Origin of the sequence: Pleurocapsa sp. PCC 7319, assembly GCF_000332195.1 — a bacterium.
Lineage (GTDB): Bacteria > Cyanobacteriota > Cyanobacteriia > Cyanobacteriales > Xenococcaceae > Waterburya.
Genome location: NZ_KB235922.1, coordinates 5,831,586 through 5,851,806, shown reverse-complemented (window position 1 = coordinate 5,851,806; position 20,221 = coordinate 5,831,586). Strand labels below are relative to the sequence as shown.

The window sequence follows — 20,221 nt, the reverse complement described above, 5'->3', positions numbered from 1 at the left end:
ATTAATTTTACAAGAATTGAAAATTATATTTTTTTGACTATAAAAATATAATAAATCAATATTAATACTTGCCTGTAGCCAAAGATATTATTAAAGATAAAAATACTTGAAATATAATTCAAATATTCAAACCAATGTCAATAATTATGATTTTTACGATCTACTAATAATTATTGTTGTTGTTGTTGTTGTTGTTTTAAAAGCCAATAGAGCAAAAAAGCTAAAATTACTTATTCATAGCTGCCAGCAACGTAATTAGATGTCTTAATCTGTGACTTTTAGTCGAAAATATCATTGCGATCGCAGTTTGTCTATTTACCATCGACTCAATTAAAAAAGTAAAAAGCGATCGCTTGAGCAAGCGATCGCCCTAAATTAAATTTAACTAATCCTTTTTAAACAGAGGATTCTTGTTGCTGATAAAGATAGCAATAACGTCCTTTTAACGCCATTAGTTCTTCATGAGTACCACGTTCGACGATTGAACCAGAATCCATCATCAGGATGGTATCCGCATTCTTAATTGTGCCTAAACGGTGAGTAATAAAGAATACTGTGCGCCCTTTAAGAGCTTCTTTAAGATTTCGACATACTTCCTGTTCAGTAGCAAAATCTAATGCACTAGTCGCTTCATCCAGAACCATCATCGCTGGAGCTTGCAAAATCGTACGAGCGATCGCAATCCTTTGTCTTTGTCCCCCAGACAATGCCGAACCTCGCTCCCCAACTCTGGTGTTATAACCATTAGGCAGAGTCATAATAAAATCATGAGCGGCGGCAATTTGAGCGGCAGCAATAATCTCTTCGGTAGTAGCATCAGGGTTAGTTAAGGCAATGTTATCTAAAATGGAACCCTCAAATAAGAGTGTCTCTTGAGGTACAACACCGATCTGACGACGCAGGGAGTATAATTCCACACGATTTATATCATAGCCGTCGACTAAAATCCGACCTCCTTCTGGTTCGTAGAGACGAGATAGCAGCTTAGTCATGGTACTCTTACCGGCACCACTTTCTCCCACAATTGCCACAAATGTACCAGGAGCGAACTCGGTGGTGACATTTTTCAACTGTAGAGGACCACTGTTTTTAAAGCGGAAGGAGAGATTATCGTACTTCACTTTACCCTTAATAGCAGGCATGGGAATATTGTTACGGTCAGCTTCTCCTTCTTCGGGATGATCGACAATATCAGCCAACCGTTCTAAGGATAGAGCAGTTTCTTGGAAGTTCTGCCATAAAGTTGCCAAACGCATAACGGGAGAAGTTACATAGCCCCCAATAATTCTAAAGGCAATTAATTGACCTAGGGTAAGTTTGCCATCTAAGACCAAATAGGCACCCATACCAATAATAATTACCCGAGAAAGCTTGTTGAGAAAATCACTGGCGGACTTGGCGAGGGTAGAAGTAATAACAGTTTTAAACCCAGTGGAGATATAGCGGGCATAACGCTCTTGCCATTTCCAACGCGATCGCAATTCAATGTTTTGGGCTTTAACGGTTTGAATTCCTGTTAGTACCTCAACTAAATAGGATTGTGTTTCGGCATTGCGTTCTGCTTTAGTTCTCAGTTGTCGACGAATTGTGGGAGAGAAAATGAGAGTCAGGGCAATAAATACAGGAATAATAGCTAGGGATACTGCTGTGAGCAATGGGCTGTAGAGCATCATTACTACTACATATATCACGGAAAATATGCAGTCTAATACTACCGTCAGGGCTGTTCCTGTCAAAAACTGACGAATACGCTCCAGTTCGTTAACACGGGTCGAGATCTCCCCAACTGGTCGCCGTTCAAAGTAGCGCAGAGGTAGTCTCAGTAAGTGATCGATAATCTCAGACCCCAAAGTTAAATCGATGCGATTGGTCGTATCCACAAATAGATAAGTACGGAGAGTGGTCAGCAGGGCTTCAAAAATATTGATCACAATCAAAAAGAAGACCAAGTAACCTAGAGTACTAGGACTATTTTGACTAATTACCTTATCGATAATTACCTGAATCATCAAAGGATTAGCCAATTGAAATAACTGGACAAAAAATGAAGCAATAAAAACTTCAATTAGAACTTGCTTATATTTTTGTAAGGCAGGTAAAAACCAATTTAAACCAAATCTTTCCTGAGGAGTTTCTTTGGTTTTTTTCAATAAAAGTACTTCTCCGCCTTCGCCCCAAGTTTCAATAAAGTCTTCGGGCTTATAACGACGCACCCCTAATTCAGGAACGGCAATTACCAATTCTGTTTCGCTGAGCTCGTAAATTATTGCCAAGTTATCTTGCCAAGTGACCAAACAAGGACCTTCAAGGCGAGTAATTGCCTGGGCAGGAATATTAATCAATTGGGGGTTTAGCCCCATTAATTCCGAGACCGCACCACATAAAGGCAAAGACAAGCTGGGAGTTCGCTCTAGCTGTTCCTTAAGAACGCGCTTGATTACTTCTTTCCGGAAAGGCATTCCGAAATACTTACTCAACATCTGAAAGCAAGCAACTCCAGCATCTAAAGTAGTTTTCCCTGCCACAAAGGGATAATTTTTTTGTTCGAGGGCGATGGGTTCTTCTTCGTCTTGGAAAGTATATCCTTCCCCTAAACCCTCGGAGTCATCAAAATCTGTTTCATCAAAATCTAGACGGGAGATGATCTCTGTGGAATCATTGCTAGATTGCCCTAAAGGTTCAACAAACGCCGTTGTTGGTTCTGCTTGACCATCAAACCAATGCTCTTGAGGAATTGATATCAGTCGAGCTGGTTGACTACCATTGACGGTTATAGCTTGACGATCTCTGGTCAGTTCGATACGACTACCAACTGGAAATTCTTTGATTGCGCCTCCACCACTAACTAGCCACACCAAGCTGGGATCTGTTAAAGGTTTAGCAATTTCGCCATTTAAAAGATGTTCTCCAGGAGGTAAATAATGGACTTGGGAAACTTCTGTGATTTTATCAGCCAATTCTTCTAGTTCCCAATCTCCTTGAGCCTTTTGCTCCAATTGAATTCCTAATAGATCGAATACTTCTACCTTGGCTGGTTTGAACTTATATTCTGCTGCTAACTGGGGATACTGCTCAATTAAGTCCAGGAAATCTTGATTATCTAAAGCCAGACAAACTACTTCGGTACTTGCCATCGCCGTTTCACAGGGTAATCCTCTGGCCAGATTGACCCAACCAATAATTTTTCCAGGTTTGAGCTTATCAAGAGTAGTGGGCATTTTAGTGCGAGGATCGTAACCTAGCAATCTAACTTCCCCTTCGGAAATAATTGCGATCTGCCCCTGCATTTTTTCGCGCATGATCATCACTTTTCCCACCCCAAATCGCAATGGTTTGAGTTTGGGGGCAAGTTTAGCGATTACCTCGGGGGCAAGTTGATTGAATTGAGGAACAAGGGAAAGAAACTGTTCGACAATTTTAGTCGTATTTGTATTGGTCATAAATCAAATAAGCCTAACTGCTGACTGGGCTAGATAAGTAAGATACTTTTTGCTTAATTGCTTGATTGAGCCATTCACGAAATAGTTCATCTAGCATTCTTTGACGCATGGGAAGATCGAGTTTTGCCGAAAGGTAGTTTTCCAGTCTAACGATGACAATCCATTCCCCGACACGAGTTGGGGGAATTAGTTGACCAGGTTGACAGGTAGCTAGTATCTGGGCAATTTTGGGATGAGGAGCATTAAGTTCCACAGGTCCTATTAAACCGCCAGTCTGAGCTTCTGTACCCTGAGAATATTCCATTGCCAAAGTACTAAAAGTATTCTCGTCGTCTTTAATCCGAAAATATAATTCTTGAGCTAGCTCTGGTTTTTCGACCCGAATCAAAGAATAAACGATGCGATCTAGTTGAGATTTTCGTTTAATAAAATGAGCTTCTACTTGATCGCCCCAATTTTGCTCTTTAAATTTGTCAATTCTTAATCTTTTGGTAATCAGATTTTGTAACTGCTCTCGACTCATTCCTTGCTTATTTAACCAAGTTTCTACCTGTTCTTCGGATGTAAGTTGATTTTGTTGACAAAACTGGTTATAAGTTAAGGTATTTTCTTCTTCTGTGCATTTAATCTCAGCAATTAATTTATCAATTAGAATTTCTTGTGCTAACTTTGGTAGCATTTGATATTGGGTCAATAGAGGAACTAAATCTTCCGCTGTGTATACTTGATTATCTACTTCTAAAACTACACTCATATTTTTTTGAGTTAGGTTAAAAACTTCAATCTAAACAGATAATTACAATCGATCTTATAATTACGGCACTAAAATAAAATTTACTCGCTGCTAAAAATTATTAATTGCAGGTTTCCAGACTTCCCCCCCTGGCTCGATTTTGCTACCCTAACTTAACCTACTTTAGATAGAATGACACACCAACTCAAGTTTTTAAGGAGTCTGGGAATTTAGCGAAAAATTTTAAGTTAACTTATTAGTAAGGCTACGGAATAGGCACAAATTCCCTCTTCTCTACCAACAGGACCTAATTTCTCATTGGTAGTTGCTTTAATGCTTATTTGATCTATTTCAACTCCTAAGGTCTTGGCGATCGCAGACCGCATAGACTTTAGATGAGGCTTCAGTTTAGGCTGTTCAGCAACGATAGTAGAATCTATATTGCCAACTTGCCATCCTTGAGAGTGAATGATATCCGCGACTTGTTGTAGTAATACTATGCTATCGGCTCCTTGCCATTTGGGGTCACTCGGAGGAAAGTAATGTCCGATATCTCCCAGCCCCAAAGCTCCTAACAAAGCATCCATAATTGCATGAGTCAGAACATCAGCATCACTATGTCCTAGTAATCCCAGATGATGGGGAATATTGACTCCCCCTAAAATCAATGGTCTATCTGCTACTAATCGGTGAATATCGTAACCATTACCAATGCGAATGCTCATTTTCTGAATGAATTATCCTATATTAGTTATGTTTTTTTAGTGTTGGAGTGTTAAGAATATGCAACATCGACTTCGTGCTTTTGCTCAACAAACAATTTTAACTGGCATATTAACAGCCTGTGCTTCGACCATATGCGCTTCTCCTGCTTCAAGTCAACTATTACCTGAAATTTGGGCTACTGTTGGCTCAGTCGATGACTTGATTAGTTATGGTGCTGGGGTAAGATTTGCTGGCGTAGGTATTGAAGTTGGTACAGGAGAAGAAGGAGCGACTGGAGCAGATTTTCTTAATTTTTTTAGCTTACCCATTGTGTCTCCTTACCTAGGACTTGGTTATTACTCTGGTGACGAGACGATCGGATTCTCCGGGGGAATACACATCAATGCTGGACGCCGTCTAGTTGTGGGGGGTGGATATCATTCAATTAGGGGGATTAACGGTCAATTAGGCTTCAAATTTTAATCTAAGAGAACTATTTTCCAGTTCCTTAACTGATGTTACGCGATAACCTATTTGTAAGGACTGGGGAATGGTTAAAGGGAAAAGGGAAAAGGATCGGTACAAAAAGGTAACAATATTTTCATACTAAATTGAATAGCTTTGACTACACATTGATCGTAAGGGCGCATTGCCATGCGCCCCTACACAAACGATCTGTTGTCTTTTAAATTTAAAACGGTATCAGATTGGAAGAACGGTATCAGAAGAATCAAAGAAGCACCAGAATACTCATAAATTTGTTGATTAAGTGGCAAGGTTATGGTTTGAGTCACAGAGAATTAGATTAGATTTAGAATTTATCAATTTCTGATTTATGAGTAAGCTTACGTAAGCTGCGAGTTTGTTCCAGAATATCTTCAATATCTTCCTGGGAGAGACGTTCGACATAATTGATTTTAATTTCTTCGAGTAAATCAATTAGTAGAAGCTCAATTTTATTCATGCTTTGTTGTGCTTGTAGCTCACTCGAAATTGATTTACCAATATTACTGACTAAACTTTCTAGGAGATGATCGAACTGTTCGTCCTCTGCCAAAGCGGCCTGTAGTGTACTGCTAAAAGCACTATAAGTCTGTGATACTAATTGATGGCTCAAAGTGCTCAAAGTGCGATCGCCTCCGGGTAATAGTTTGATTCCCCGATAAGCGGGGCTGTTTCTGAGGGCTTTGTCTACGCTATATTGCAACAGGCTTTCGGCTTCTGGTTGGATTGCTGGTAAAACACGATCGGCTATTACCTTGGCCAAAATTCTCACTATTTCCGCAGTTTCATTAGTGTTGTTAATATCAATATAAGGATTAGCAGTTTGCTGAGATAGCAATCTACTGATATCGCCATTACGTATTGAAGCTTGAATTTGATTAATGAGCCTAATAATTACCACCTCGGTTACATCTTCCGCAATTCCAGCTACTAAACCTTGACTGACCTGTTTTTGAATTAAATTGAGGTTAATGATTCGAGCCTGACTTAAACGAATCGTTGTAGGTAAGATCCTCAACCACCGCCAAAAAGGAACTAGAAAGAAAATATCGTACCATCGCCAGAGCATTGCATCTAACCAGCTCACCCCAATGCGCCGACGGCTAATAAACCAAGTACGTCCCAAAAATTCTAAGGCAAAGACTACTCCGAAGGGAAAATCAATCAAGCCAAAATAGTCAACATATCCTCCATTCTCTCCAATAACGCGATAATAGTTAGTCGCTATCAAAGGTTTGATTTCGGTATCATAAAAACCTAGTTCCTCAGTTACTTTTCCCTGAAAATGAGCAACTGTCCAATATCGCCAAAATGCTGTCTTCGCTGAATTTTCTTTATTAGGAAGATGCGATCGCATTCTGTTTTTAATTCTTTCCAAATTTCCCGTTTTGTTTGCCTCAGAAAAAGCATCGGTTTGGATTATTTCAATACTGCGACGACGTAAATCCCCCAGAAGGTTCTTAGCGACAGGAGAATCAACTCCATTAACAGCTAATTCTTGCTTTAACTGTTCTACTTTATCTAAATACTCTTCTGTGTCTCGGTTGGGAATTATGCCCTTGACTGCATCATATTGAGTAATAAACTGAGAAGCACTTTGCGGAATTAGATCGAGCTTGATTCCATCAAGTTTGATGTATGCAGAATTAATTCCCCCCACCGTAACTTGTCCCGATAACCAAAAATCCCTCAGGGGAACATAGCTCAGATCGAAAGTGACAATAGCTAAATTAATCACAGCTACCAGAGCCATAAATCTCTCTAACCACAGTTTGGGTCGATATTTTCTTACTCTTCCAGCGGATCTTTGGACAATAGTCATTTTAGTGAATATTGAAGGCAGAAATACTAATTGTTGGTTGCGCACTGCTCATGGTTTAAAACTCCTCGCAGGAAAATGTCAGAAATACCTTCTGCCATTTCTTGCATGGCTTGCGGTGACGCTTCAGGATCGAGGATAGTTTGTTCTGAGAAACCAGCGATCGCAAATATACCCAAAAATACCTTAGCCACAATTTTGGGATTCATCTTACGATAAATACCTTTTTCCATGGCGGTTTCAAAAAAAGCCTCTGCCACATCAGTCATTTTGCCAATTACCTCAGCTTGAATACTCTCTTTTAATTCAGGATGATACTGGGCTTCAATAAAGCAAACGCGCATTAAATCACTATTTTTGCGCATATTGAGCATTCTCCGGCGCATTACTTGAGAAACAGCTTTATAACTACCCATTTCGCTGAGTTCTGTCAGTAAATCTGTGAGAATATCCACCCATCCTGAAGTAGCTATCTCGATCAAAAGGGCTTTTTTATTGGCAAAATGGCGAAATAAAGTTCCTTCAGCTACCCCTGCTACCTTAGCTAAATCTTTGGTTGTCGTACCATCATAACCTTGCCGCGCAAATAGTTGCAGTGCCGCCTGTAAAATTTTAGTGCGTGTATCTTCTTCTGTTGAAGAAGTTTTTCGCATCTCTTTCCAGGCTTGCTGAGAAAAAACTTGCATAGTGGTGATGATAAATTAAATACTATCGTGGGCTTAATGATATAGCATTATCGCTTATATATAGCAATTCTCGATTGGATGAGATACATTCTTTGACACTCTAAAGTCAGAATGAGGTTAGCTTTCTTGCTCCCATACTATCTGTAACAATAATTTCTGAGTAGAATTTGACACTCCCACAGCTAGAAGCAGTGGGATTCTTGATTCAGCGACTCGCCGTTAGACAGCAGGGTTGCCCCAACCGCCCAAGAGGGCAAATCTCTCCAAGCGTAGATTCCCGTATGCCCTACGGTATTTAATCCTTTCTGTAGAATATTGATACTGGCTGCTACATCTCTATCCTCAACATAGCCACACTCACAAACATGAGTGCGTGTTGATAGAGATTTTTTGACTCGCTTACCGCAAGCAGGACAATCTTGAGAAGTATAGTGTGGTGGAACAGCAATGGTTATTTTGCCCATTTTCCAGCCCAAATATTCTACCCAGTTACGAAATTGAGTCCAGCCAGCATCAGAGATACTTTTCGACAGCTTACGATTTTTAACTAGATTACGAACACTTAAATCTTCATAGACGATGCAATCATTAGAAGCACATACGCACCTTGCCAGTTTCACAGCATGGTCTTTGCGTTGTCTACTTACTTTCAAGTGTTGTTTAGCTTTAGTTACTCTAGCTTTATGGTAATTGTTAGACTGTCGTGTCTGAGGATTTTTGATCATCAGCTTTCCCGACTTACCCTTATTGGGGTTACGGTACTTACGTGATAATCTTCTGCCTAGACGATTAAGACGTTGTTCGCTTTTTCGATAGAATCTGGGGTTTTCTTCTGTATGACCAAATGAATCGGCATAGAGGTATTTAAGTCCCATATCCAAACCAATGACTCTACCAGTAGGCTCTAATATCTCTTTCTCTTCAATAGAGATACAGAACTGGCAGTAGTAGCCATCAGCACGACGAACTAATCTTACCCGCTTGATTAAATCTGCACCATAGTAGTAGATGTCTCTGGAACCAACCAGCTTAACTCGACCAATATTATTCTTATCGGTAAAGGTAATATGCTTTTTGGTCGTCTCATCTAACTTCCAGCCAGATCGCTTGTATTCAAAAGAACGAGAATGTTTCTTGAACTTAGGAAAACCTTTCTTACCTTTAATTTTCTTCTTACAGTTATCCAAGAATCTAGCTATTCCAGACCATGCTCGTTCAGCAGATGATTGTCTAGCAGTGGAATTAAGTTTATTGGCAAAATCAAACTCTTTGGCTATGACGGCAGTATATTTATTAAGGTCATACTTGTTGACTCCCTTATTGTCCATCCAGTAGCGCAAAGCTTTGTTTCTGACAAATTGACCAGTGCGAATAGCCTCGTCAATTGCAGTCAGTTGATATTGTTTAGCTCTAATTTTATACTCTAGTACAATCATACTTTGTTAGGCTATCATGATTGGTACAAAAGGTAAATCACCTATACTAAATGTGTGGTTTTTCATCCCACGGCTAAAGCACGCTTTGCTCGTGGGTTTTCAACTTCTATAAACCGCAATGATCATTGGGGGCTAATTTTGGGGAACTATTGGGGATCTTCGATGAAATCAGACAAATTGAATAGATTATTTGTTCAGTTAAAAAGTTATTACTTAATCAAAAGACTGCGGTGGATTACTTTAATAACGATTCGTAGGTTAGTCTTATGTTTAATAGCTGTAATGTTCTGGAACTCTTGTAGCTTATCTATCTTAGCAGCACCTAAAGACAATCAGCAGAATTCTTCTATTCAGCCTTACTTGAATCGGGTAATGGAGCAAATTACAGAATTCACTCTAGATAACGGTTTGAAATTCATTGTCTTGGAAAATCATGATGCCCCGGTAGTTTCTTTTGTCACCTATGCCAATGTTGGCGGTGTAGATGAACCCGATGGTCAAACTGGGGTAGCTCATTTTCTGGAGCATCTGGCATTTAAGGGAACAAAACAGATCGGCACAACTAACTATCGTGCTGAAGCTAGGGTATTGGATAAGTTAGATCGATTATTTACTGATATTCAACAGGCACAGAAATCCGAAAATAAGGAAAAGTTGGCTCAACTCACCGATAAATTTACCGCTACTCAATCTGCTGCCAGTAAATATGTCAAGCAAAATGAATATGGCGAAATTGTTGATACCTCAGGAGGAGTAGGCTTGAATGCAGCAACCTCAGCCGATTACACTAGCTATTTTTATAGTTTTCCAGCTAATAAATTAGAGTTATGGATGTCCTTAGAATCGGAAAGATTTTTAGACCCTGTATTTCGAGAATTTTATAAAGAAAAGCAAGTTATTTTAGAAGAAAGACGTTTACGCACAGATAATTCTCCCGTCGGTAAGATGATTGAGGAGTTTTTGGACACCGCTTTTACAACTCATCCTTACAAACGACCTGTAATTGGTTATGAAGAAGATATTAATAATTTAACCCGGGATAACGTTAAACAATTTTTCCAAGCATACTATGCGCCGAATAATTTAACTATGGCGATCTCGGGGGATGTCGATCCAGAAGAAGTAAAATCATTAGCAAATATATATTTTGGACGTTTTAAAGCTCAACCTCAACCATCCCAAGTCACTAAGGTTGAACCTCGCCAAACCGAAACTAGGGAATTAACTGTTGAGTTTCCCTCCCAACCTTTATACCTCGAAGGTTATCATATCCCTGCTTTAAGTCATCCTGATTATCCAGTTTATGAGGTGATTTCTGAATTGCTCAGCAGCGGTCGCACTTCCCGTCTGTATAAATCTTTGGTAGAAGAAAAACAAGTTGCTCTCTCAGCACAAGGATTCAGTGGATTCCCGGGAGACAAATATCCTAATTTAATGTTAGTCTACGCTCTTACTTCTCCCGGAACTAGCATTGAACAACTGGCGATCGCTTTAAGAGCTGAAATAGACCGTCTTAAAACTGAACCTGTTCAAGCAAGAGAATTAGAGCAGGTAAAAACTCAACTCAAAGCCGGGTTATTACGAACTCTTGATTCTAACCTGGGGATGGCGAGAATTTTGGCAGAATACGATGCCAAAACTGGTAGCTGGAGAAATATTTTTGATGAGCTAGCTAAACTTGAAAAAATCACTCCTGAAGATATTCAGCGAGTTGCACAAACTACTTTCACTTCAGATAATCGAACTATAGGACGTTTATTGTCTTCACAATAAGGCTATTTACTATATACCTTTTCTCAATATAGATGAGGAACAAAATTGTCCGAACTCTGAACTTATCTTAATCGAGGTGTAATTCACTAATTCGAGAACCGCTATGTATGAGTTGCCTTAAGAGCTAATCCGTAAAAAGAATCTAAAGATCTCACGGGGTGACAAGCTAATTGAAAGTGTTGCAGGGGGTAGGGGCTAAGGAAGATATCGGGGTCGAACAGGAGCAATTAGAACGATAATATTGAGTTTTTTGTTCCATAATGGCTGTGCTACTCGAATTCCCTAGGTAAATTTTCCCCAACACCCGATATGCGAAGCGGTATCCTTTAGGACACCCAACACTCCATCTACAGTTCAGCACTGTTGTCACCCCCTGAGTCTAAAGATAGAAATAGGTCAGTAATTTCACATAACAAAATGTCATGATTTTGTGAAACTTTCAAGACAATTTGAGTTAATAAACCTGATCTTCTTCATGCTTATTTTAAATATTCAGTATATACAACAATTGTCAGATATTTGATGAGGGAAATATAACTGAAAAAGTTCATTTTCTTGGAAGTATTATACGAGTATGTCCGCAGTAATTAGCGTGATTGATGTATCTGAATTCGACGGTGATGGTTTAGATGTAATGGGTACAGACGGATTCGACCTACTAAATGGTACGAATCTTGGTGATTTAATTGATGCCAAAGATGGAGGTGATGTTGTCTTCGCTGCTGGAGGTGACGATTTAATTATTGGCGGAGCTGGCAATGATTTCATTGGAGCTGGTAAGGGCAGCGATAGTGTCCTTGGCGGTGATGGTGACGACATCATAATTAGTGATGCGATGGGTGATCCTGGTGATGATGTAATTCAAGGGGAAGGTGGAAACGACCTTATATTTGGTAATGGAGGAGATGACTCACTGTTTGGAGGCGATGGTGACGATACACTGTTTGGTAATGATGGCGACGATACACTTGAAGATAGTGCTGGTTCAGATGTAATGTTTGGCGGTAAGGGGGCAGATGTGTTTGTATTTAATACCGCCAATTATGATGATGGTTCAATGGATATAATTGCCGACTATGACCCTGAGGAAGATAGGATTGACATAAACATAGAAGGTTTTGGTCCAGGTGATAATTTGATTTACGGGGCAACTACTATCTCATTGAACGGTGTCGATATCATTAGTTTGAATCCTGAAGATATGTCTGGCATAGAGGAAAGTGAAGATGGTGATGGTTTTGAAGTAGTTTAAGTCACTTTAAAAGGCTAAGTGTTGGGCCATTATTTTTTACGTTCACATTGCTTCAATTCGGAATTTTTAAGCATAAAAATGCTGAGTATTAATTTATTTTACAAAATACTCGGCATTTTGTTTTTTACGTATAATCACTGAAGTTTTGTGGCTCAATATAGACTATTAATATATAGGAATAGTCGTTATTATTTACTTGAGTTAATTTAGATTCACGGCAAAAAAATAAGCGTATTTATAGGCTGACATTATTAAAATAGCGATATTTTCTCTCATCTCAAGCAACTTTGTTTTTAGATAAAGCTGGCTAGAACTGTTTTTGTTAATAATTTAAATGAAATTTTAATCACCCCAATTTTTTAACTAATTGTTAGATGTTACAAAATCTATTTGATTTATCAAATTCCAATAAGAGTCTTGACCAAAAACTAGATGAAAGAATATCTTTTAATTTGAGTGATAGTTACCAATATAAGAATGAGCTGAATGCTGAAAATATAGCAACCACCGAAAGAGCTGAGTACGAAGTTTGGCAGGGGAAAAAATCAGAAAGAAATGGTGATTTAGAATTAGCAATTTCATATTATCGGCAAGCAATTAAGTCTGATCCAGAATGTGCTAAAGCCCATCAATTTCTGTCGATCGCTCTCAGAAAAGTTCGTGAACAGCGTCAATTTAGAGTTAGACGTATGGATTCAAATAAGAGGGAAATTGAGGAACCATCAATCAATATAGACATCTCGTCTGAAAGATTAAACATCTCGTCTGAAGAAATTGTAGATGCTAAACGAGTGAATGCCAGTAGATATGACAATTCTCAGCAATTAGATCAAGATAGTGAATATTCTACTTCTCAATCTACCGATCTTCAATTTGCACCTTTAACAGAAAGTAATTCTAAGGAGTTGGCAACTCCCGATTTTTCTAATTTAAATTTAATTCAGACGAACGTGAATAATATTAATGCGGCAGAACAACAATCTAGAAGCGTTGTACTTTTGCCTAATGTCGATGTATCGTCATCAGGAGAACTTGTTGTACAAGAAAACTTCTCAGTAGCTCAAGTTTATATTGAGCAGGCATTAGCTCACCTAGAGCAGAAGCAATGGGATAAAAGTATTGCGGCTTGTCAAGAGGCTTTAAGGCTTTATCCCAGCTTTGGAGAAGCTTATAAGGTATGGGGGAACTGTTTACAGCTCTCTGGAAATAGTGCTGAAGCAATAGGTGTTTATGCAAAAGCCTTGGAAGTCCACCCAGACATGGCAGAGATTTATTGCAATTTGGGAAGTATCTATGCAAAGCGCAAAAAATGGCAACAGGCAATTGAGCACTATCAAAAGTCGACCATCATTGATCCCAATAATGCAGCATTTCATCGTAATTTAGCTAGAGTCTGGGATCAGCTAGGTGAATACGAAAAATCAGCAAAATGTTTTTTTAAAGCATTAGAAATTGATCCTAAATTACTCTCCGCTCAAAATCATTTTGATTTAGCAAATAACTTGCTTGAGGAGGAAGAGTTAGAGCGGGCAATTATGTGTTACGAGAACTGCATCGGTTTAGAACCCAGATTTCTTAAGGCCTATGCGAGATTAGCTGAGGCTTTGGAAAAAAATGGACAGGCAGACAAAGCCCTCTTTTATTATAAAAGACTAGCTAAACTGCAAACTGATAACAAGGGACAAGATCATCATTCCAAGATCAGAAAACAAATTCGTGAGTTCTTAAGTCCCACATCTAAAGCGGTAATACCATCTCAAATATCCGGTCAAAAAAAAGCTATTAGTCTTCAGGGTCAAACTTTGGCAAAGCCTACACCTCAACTGCAACCGGCTAAAACATTGACGATCGCAGAGGAAATCGCTAAATATCGTCAAGCTGTACAAAAGCAGCCTAATTCGTCCTTAATTCAAAGTAAATTAGGTGATCTTTATTTTCGCAGTCAGCAATGGCAAAATGCCACTGCTTGTTATATAAAAGCAACCAAACTTGAGCCTAAAGTAGCCAAACATTACATTAATTTGGGCAAGGCTTTGGAAAGGGGGGGAGATAAAGTCAAAGCCAATCAGGCTTTTTATCAAGGATTTAGTCTGGAACCGGATCGGGTTTCGGCACAGAATCATTTTTTGTTAGGAAACAAATTACTAGAGCAACACCAAGTTAAACCAGCGATCGCTTGTTATCGTCGAGCAATCACCTTTAAGCCAGATTTAATTGATGCTTACTGGCAATTAGGAGCTATCTTAACTGCTATCGGTAATCTGGAAGCAGCAATAGCTTGTTATCAGCAAGCTTTAAAAGTTGCTCCTAGCCAAGCTCGAAGCTATTTATTGTTGGGTCAAGCTTTGTCTACCAAAAAACAATGGCAAGCTGCTTTAAATTGTTACCAAAAAGCAGTTGCTTTAGAGCCAGATAATGCAGATATACAGCATAATTTAGGCGAAATTCTCGCTCAGGAAAAACAATGGGAGGATGCCGTCACAGCATATCGTAAGGCGATCGCCTTAGACTCTAGCAACTCTTGGTCTCATAATAACTTGGGCAACGTCCTATTGAAGATGCAGCATTGGCAAGAAGCATCAGAATGTTTTCGTACAGCAATCAAACTTAAACCTGATTTTGTCTGGTCACATTACAATTTGGGAGAAGCATTAGCCGAATTAGGAAAATGGGACGAAGCTGAGAAAGCGTATAAGTCAGCACAGGAAATTCAACCAGATTTACCAGAAGTACAAGCCAAAATTGGTGCAGTTTTACATCATCGTACAAAGTATTCTCAACAAGAAGCTTTAATCTTCTATGAGCAACAAATAGCTCAAGATCCAGATAACGTGGATTTATATCATCAAGCTATATCTTTAGATCGAAAAAATCATCAGCTTTATCTGGGTTTGGGAAAAGCTCTAGTTAAACAAAAGAAATTTGATGAAGCGATCGCCATTTATCAGATGGGTTTGGAAATACAACCGAGAAACATTGAATTAGCTATGGGCCTAAGTGAAATGCTCTTGGCCAAAAATCCAGAACTGGGTTTTCAAGATATTGCAACTCAAATTGGTGGAGGAGAGAGAACATCAACAGTTCTTTCTGAGTCAACTGTAAAAAAGTCTTTTAAGGCAGGAATGGTGGACTACGCAGTTCAACTTCCCTGTCACGATTTACCCCAAGTCTCCGTAATCATCCCTGTATATAATCAGGTTGATTACACTTTTAGATGTCTGCAATCTATTGCTAATCATGTTAAGTCTGATTTGGCCATAGAAGTAATCGTGGTGAATGATTGTTCTACAGACAATACCCAAAAATTATTAGAACCTATTGTCGGACTTACTTTAGTTAGTAATACAGATAATTTGGGATTTATTCACTCTTGTAATAAAGGTGCTTCTTTAGCTAAAGGCGAGTATCTGTATTTCCTTAACAATGACACGGAAATTCGTCCTAACTGTATTGAAAGTTTGCTCGAAGTATTTTTCCACGACAAAGACGTTGGTGCAGTTGGTTCTAAGCTACTCTATCCTGATGGTTCCTTACAGGAAGCGGGAGGCATTGTTTTTAATGATGCTTCAGGTTGGAATTACGGCAGAAACGATAATCCTCATGAGCCTCAGTATAACTATCTAAGAGAGGTGGATTATTGCTCAGGGGCAAGTTTAATGGTGAAAAAAGCCGTATTTGAGCAACTGGAGGGATTCGAGCGGGATTTTGCGCCTGCTTATTATGAAGATACCGATCTCTGCTTCGCTATTCGTTACCAGTTAGGTTTGAAAGTAATGTATCAACCTCAATCGAAAGTCGTTCACTATGAAGGAGTTTCTTCAGGCAAAGATATCACTAAAGGCGTAAAACAATATCAAGTCGTTAATGCCAAGAAATTTAAACAAAAATGGCAACAAGTTTTAGCAACTGAGGATTATCTAGCTAGTAAAGAGATAGATAATATACCTTTATTAGCCAGAAGATATCAAGGAAAATCAACGATTCTTGTCATTGATACTTATATGCCTTGTTATGACAAGGAATCTGGTTCGCGCCGACTATTTCAGTTACTAAAAATATTTAAAGAGTTAAATTATCATGTCATTTTCACAGCAGATAATGGAGTAAAAGAGGAACCATACAATTCAGAATTACAAAATCTCCAAATAGAGACAATTTATACTCAAGTGGGTTACGGTACATCTATTGAAACCCAAATAGAAAACCGCTTACCTTTTATCGATATTGCTTGGATTTGTCGCCCTGAAATTAATGAGAAATATATCCCTTTAATTCGCCAGCAACCTAATATTAAACTAATCTACGATACTATCGATTTACATTATCTAAGATTGCAGCGAAGTTGTGAATTGTCTAATGACAAGGATGAAAATAATATAGCTGAATGGCAAGATATGCAGAGGCGAGAATTAAGAATAGCCAATCAAGCAGATTTAACTATTACTGTTACTCCTGTTGAACAATCAATTTTACAGCAACAAGGAGTTTTTAATGTCGCAGTTGTTCCCAATATTCATACTCCTTATCAAGAGAAAATAAAAAGTTTTGCCGAACGAAAAGGTGCCTTATTTATAGGTAGTTATAATCATCCACCAAACGTAGATGCAGTTATTTGGTTATGTCAAGAAATTATGCCTTTAGTATGGTCAGAAATTCCCGATCTTGTGTTAACCTTACTAGGGAATAATCCTACAAAAGAAGTTAAAGAATTAGCAAGCGATCGTGTGATTATTCCTGGCTATGTTCAAGACGTAAGTTCATATTTTCTTAATAGTCGTATCTTCGTTTCTCCTCTAAAATATGGGGCAGGAATGAAAGGAAAAATTGGACAAAGTTTAGAATATGAATTACCAATTGTTTCTACTTCTATTGGTATAGAAGGAATGAATTTAATTCACGAGAAAAATATCTTAGAAGCGAATAATACAGAAGTTTTTGCTAAAGAGATTATTTGGCTTTATCAAGATGAAAATATTTGGAATCATTTGGCGATAAATAGTAGAAAAGCGATATTACAATATAGTCCTAAGAAAGTTAGAGCAACCATAGAGAATTCAATCAATAAGATAAATAAATAGTAAGACTATATTGTTTATTTATTGGAGTCACTTTACATAAGAAAGATTATGCTAACTATACAGTCCTTAGAATATCTAGATGAAAAAGCTGCTACCACAATTTTTAATAATACATTTAATAAAATTCCTGCAAATCATTGGCGAAGAAACTATTTCAAGCTTCATCAGATAAGACTGATTAAAACTTTAACAGAAATACCTCTGGCAAAGGAAAGTGGATTACAAGCTCTGGATGCAGGCACTTCTGGCTTTATGTTGCAGTGGCTGACCGACAACTTAAACTATAATAAATCTTTCGGCACAGTCTTCAATGAAGATCATGTTAAATTTAAGCAAATGAGCTTTGATTACTTGAAGACCGAAAGAAAATTTGACACTTATCATTTAAATATTGAGCAACATTCACTTCCTTGTGAATCAGATAAATTTTCACTAATTGTCTCTTGTGAAGTGTTGGAACATTTTCAAGTTGACCCGATGTTTTTTCTGATTGAAGCTAATAGAGTATTAAAATCTGAAGGATTGCTTTTTATAACAACTCCCAATTCTGCAAGCCAACGCTGTTGCAATTTCATCTTAAACGGAAAACCTCCTTATAACTATTACTCATACAATAGACATGGGCAAAGAACTGGTCATAGATTTGAATATACTCCTGAAATAGTAAAACTTGCATTAGAATCTTCAGGATTTGAAATCATCAAGCTTACGACTCCATATGATACTTACGAAAAAGATGAGAAGCTAGAAAAGTTTTTAGCTAGCGGAAACTATAGTACTGAGCTCAGAGGAGAAAGAATTTCTGTTTTAGCTAAAAAGAATTCTGTTCCTAAAGAAAGATATCCTTATCCACTATATAGAAAAAAACTATAGTACCGAGCTCAGGGGAGAAAGAATTTCTGTTTTAGCTAAAAAGAGTTCTGTTTCTAAAGAAAGATATCCTTATTCACTACATAGAAAAAATAAAAAGTATGAAACCCTACTGAATATTATGATTACAAAAGCTAATAATTGAATGCTCGATCTAAAAGGGGTGTCATTATTTATATTTACGTAAATTGATTTCAAATAGCTAATGCAATAATAGAGAGATGTTTTTAACACAATTATGATAATATCTCACTCGAAGAAATTTATTTTTGTTCATATTCAAAAAACAGCAGGAACAGCTATTACTATCTATTTAGATAAATATTTAAATTACCAAGATCTGATAATAGGCTCAACTGAATTTGGGGAAAATATTCAGCCTTTTTTTAAGAAAAAGTTTCGTTTACATAAGCACTCGTATGCTAAAAGAATAAAATCTGTCACTGGTGATGAAGTGTGGAATAATTATTTTTCATTTTCATTGGTTAGAAATCCTTGGGATCGAATGGTTTCTTTATACAATTGGTGTTGTAAAGGAAAATATAAGTTCTCAATTTGCGAAGAAGCAATAAAAGCAGGTAGTTTTTCACAATTTATTCGAGGTGAATGTTTTCAATCATTACCACAGCAAATTGAGTATATTACGGACAATAAAGGCAATATATTAGTTGATTTTATAGGAAAACAAGAATCAATTCAAGAAGATTTTGATTATGTATGCGAACAACTTCAATTACCATGTACTGATATGCAAAAATTCAAACACAATGTGAGAAAAAGATCTCATGATAATTATCAGAGCTATTATAATTCCGATAAAGATATAGACATAGTAAAAAATAAATTTGCTGCAGATATAGATATCTTTGAATATAAGTTTTAGTTAAAATATATGACTGAAATATATAACTAATTTGTGGGTTCAATCTACGGTCTCAATTTATTATCTAGTCATCGAAGCAAAAATATTATTTCCTAATCAACTATTCGTATGAGAACAACATAAGTTAAATACAAACTGACTTATGTTCAGAGGTAAAACCAATTATATCAGCAGAGGTGAAAATGCTAAGAAAAGGTCAAATATCAGCAGTAAATAATTTATCTGATATATCTGATATTAGAGGCAAGAAAATATTGGAAATTGGCGGAGATATTAGACATGAGGTAGCCAATTATCTTATTGAAAGAGGTGCTCTACACGTAACGAGTATTAATATTAATCCCAAAATTAAAACTCAAGAAATCAATAAAAATTTAAGTACAGTTAATTTAGATGCCACCAAGTTGACAAGTTATTTTGATACTGAAACTTTCGATATGGCGTTTGGAGTTGCTATTTTAGAGCATATAAAAAATACAAAGCTATTGTTAGATCAAGTATATTCTGTTTTAAAGTCTGAAGGTTGTGCTCTACTTCATGGAGGTCCTATTTGGACTTCCTCTATAGGACATCATACCTGGGTTGATTGCAATACAAAATCTTATCGATTTAATGATCAAACAAATCCTATACCTAACTGGCACCATCTGATTTTAGATTTCGATGGAATGATTGAATTTTTAATAAAACAAAAAGACTTACCATATCAACATGCAGAAAAAGTAGCAAAATACATATATAACGATTCTGATTTATCGAGAATGAGTTATTTGGATTTTGTTAATACTTTTAATAATAGTAAATTTAAAATAATTAAAATCTTGGAAAATATCGGTCCCTCACTTCCTAATAATATTCTAAAAAAGCTAAAGAAAACACAATACAAAAAACAAAATTGTGAAGTTATAGGATTAAAGTTTCTTGTTAAGAAATAACCAATAATCTTGATATTAACTATTTTATTTTTAGTAAAATAAAATAGTTAAATTTGAAAATTGTTATAAACTTAAATTGCTTATTTACTAATAATAAGTTGTTATAA

Annotated in this window: 13 protein-coding genes; 7 read left to right on the top strand and 6 right to left on the bottom strand. The window is 37.2% G+C overall.

Going from position 1 to position 20,221, the window contains the following annotated elements; genetic code table 11:
* Positions 1-395: 395 nt before the first annotated feature.
* From PLEUR7319_RS0130615 to ispF, 3 genes are all read right to left on the bottom strand, one after another.
* Positions 396-3,440, bottom strand: a complete 3,045-nt coding sequence (locus tag PLEUR7319_RS0130615; protein ID WP_019509055.1) for a peptidase domain-containing ABC transporter — start codon at positions 3,438-3,440, stop codon at positions 396-398.
* A 13-nt stretch (positions 3,441-3,453) separates the two neighbouring features.
* Positions 3,454-4,194, bottom strand: coding sequence for a peptidylprolyl isomerase (locus tag PLEUR7319_RS0130610; RefSeq protein ID WP_019509054.1), 741 nt, complete (start codon positions 4,192-4,194; stop codon positions 3,454-3,456).
* Positions 4,195-4,421: 227 nt separating this feature from the next.
* The gene (gene ispF, locus PLEUR7319_RS0130605; protein WP_019509053.1) at positions 4,422-4,898 is read right to left on the bottom strand and encodes a 2-C-methyl-D-erythritol 2,4-cyclodiphosphate synthase; all 477 of its coding nucleotides are present in this window, start codon (positions 4,896-4,898) and stop codon (positions 4,422-4,424) included.
* A gap of 58 nt (positions 4,899-4,956) precedes the next feature.
* Between ispF and PLEUR7319_RS0130600 the strand changes: the two genes are divergently transcribed.
* Positions 4,957-5,361 (top strand): hypothetical protein, encoded by a 405-nt coding sequence (locus PLEUR7319_RS0130600; protein WP_019509052.1) that lies wholly within the window; start codon positions 4,957-4,959, stop codon positions 5,359-5,361.
* Positions 5,362-5,689: 328 nt separating this feature from the next.
* Here the strand turns inward: PLEUR7319_RS0130600 and PLEUR7319_RS0130595 are convergent, their stop codons facing one another.
* From PLEUR7319_RS0130595 to PLEUR7319_RS0130585, 3 genes are all read right to left on the bottom strand, one after another.
* A complete protein-coding gene (locus PLEUR7319_RS0130595; RefSeq protein WP_237743643.1) occupies positions 5,690-7,249 on the bottom strand; it encodes a hypothetical protein in 1,560 nt (519 codons plus the stop codon).
* Entirely contained in the window at positions 7,231-7,887 is a 657-nt protein-coding gene (locus PLEUR7319_RS0130590) for a TetR/AcrR family transcriptional regulator (protein WP_019509050.1), read from the bottom strand. The genes PLEUR7319_RS0130595 and PLEUR7319_RS0130590 overlap by 19 nt, the downstream gene beginning before the upstream one ends.
* A 182-nt stretch (positions 7,888-8,069) precedes the next feature.
* A complete protein-coding gene (locus PLEUR7319_RS0130585) occupies positions 8,070-9,323 on the bottom strand; it encodes an RNA-guided endonuclease TnpB family protein (RefSeq protein ID WP_019509049.1) in 1,254 nt (417 codons plus the stop codon).
* A gap of 282 nt (positions 9,324-9,605) precedes the next feature.
* Between PLEUR7319_RS0130585 and PLEUR7319_RS0130580 the strand changes: the two genes are divergently transcribed.
* From PLEUR7319_RS0130580 to PLEUR7319_RS0130555, 6 genes are all read left to right on the top strand, one after another.
* Positions 9,606-11,096 (top strand): pitrilysin family protein, encoded by a 1,491-nt coding sequence (locus tag PLEUR7319_RS0130580; protein ID WP_144054507.1) that lies wholly within the window; start codon positions 9,606-9,608, stop codon positions 11,094-11,096.
* 634 nt (positions 11,097-11,730) lie between these two features.
* On the top strand, positions 11,731-12,348 hold the full coding sequence (locus PLEUR7319_RS37260) for a calcium-binding protein (protein ID WP_158441897.1): 618 nt from the start codon (positions 11,731-11,733) through the stop codon (positions 12,346-12,348).
* A gap of 374 nt (positions 12,349-12,722) precedes the next feature.
* Entirely contained in the window at positions 12,723-17,426 is a 4,704-nt protein-coding gene (locus tag PLEUR7319_RS0130570) for a tetratricopeptide repeat protein (RefSeq protein ID WP_019509046.1), read from the top strand.
* Positions 17,427-17,474: 48 nt separating this feature from the next.
* Positions 17,475-18,299 carry a methyltransferase domain-containing protein gene (locus tag PLEUR7319_RS0130565; RefSeq protein WP_019509045.1) on the top strand — a complete coding sequence of 275 codons (825 nt, stop codon included), beginning with the start codon at positions 17,475-17,477 and terminating at the stop codon, positions 18,297-18,299.
* A 235-nt stretch (positions 18,300-18,534) separates the two neighbouring features.
* A complete protein-coding gene (locus tag PLEUR7319_RS0130560) occupies positions 18,535-19,179 on the top strand; it encodes a sulfotransferase family 2 domain-containing protein (protein WP_019509044.1) in 645 nt (214 codons plus the stop codon).
* Between the two features lie 182 nt (positions 19,180-19,361).
* Complete coding sequence (locus PLEUR7319_RS0130555) at positions 19,362-20,114, top strand: class I SAM-dependent methyltransferase (protein WP_019509043.1); 753 nt, start codon at positions 19,362-19,364, stop codon at positions 20,112-20,114.
* Positions 20,115-20,221: the final 107 nt, after the last annotated feature.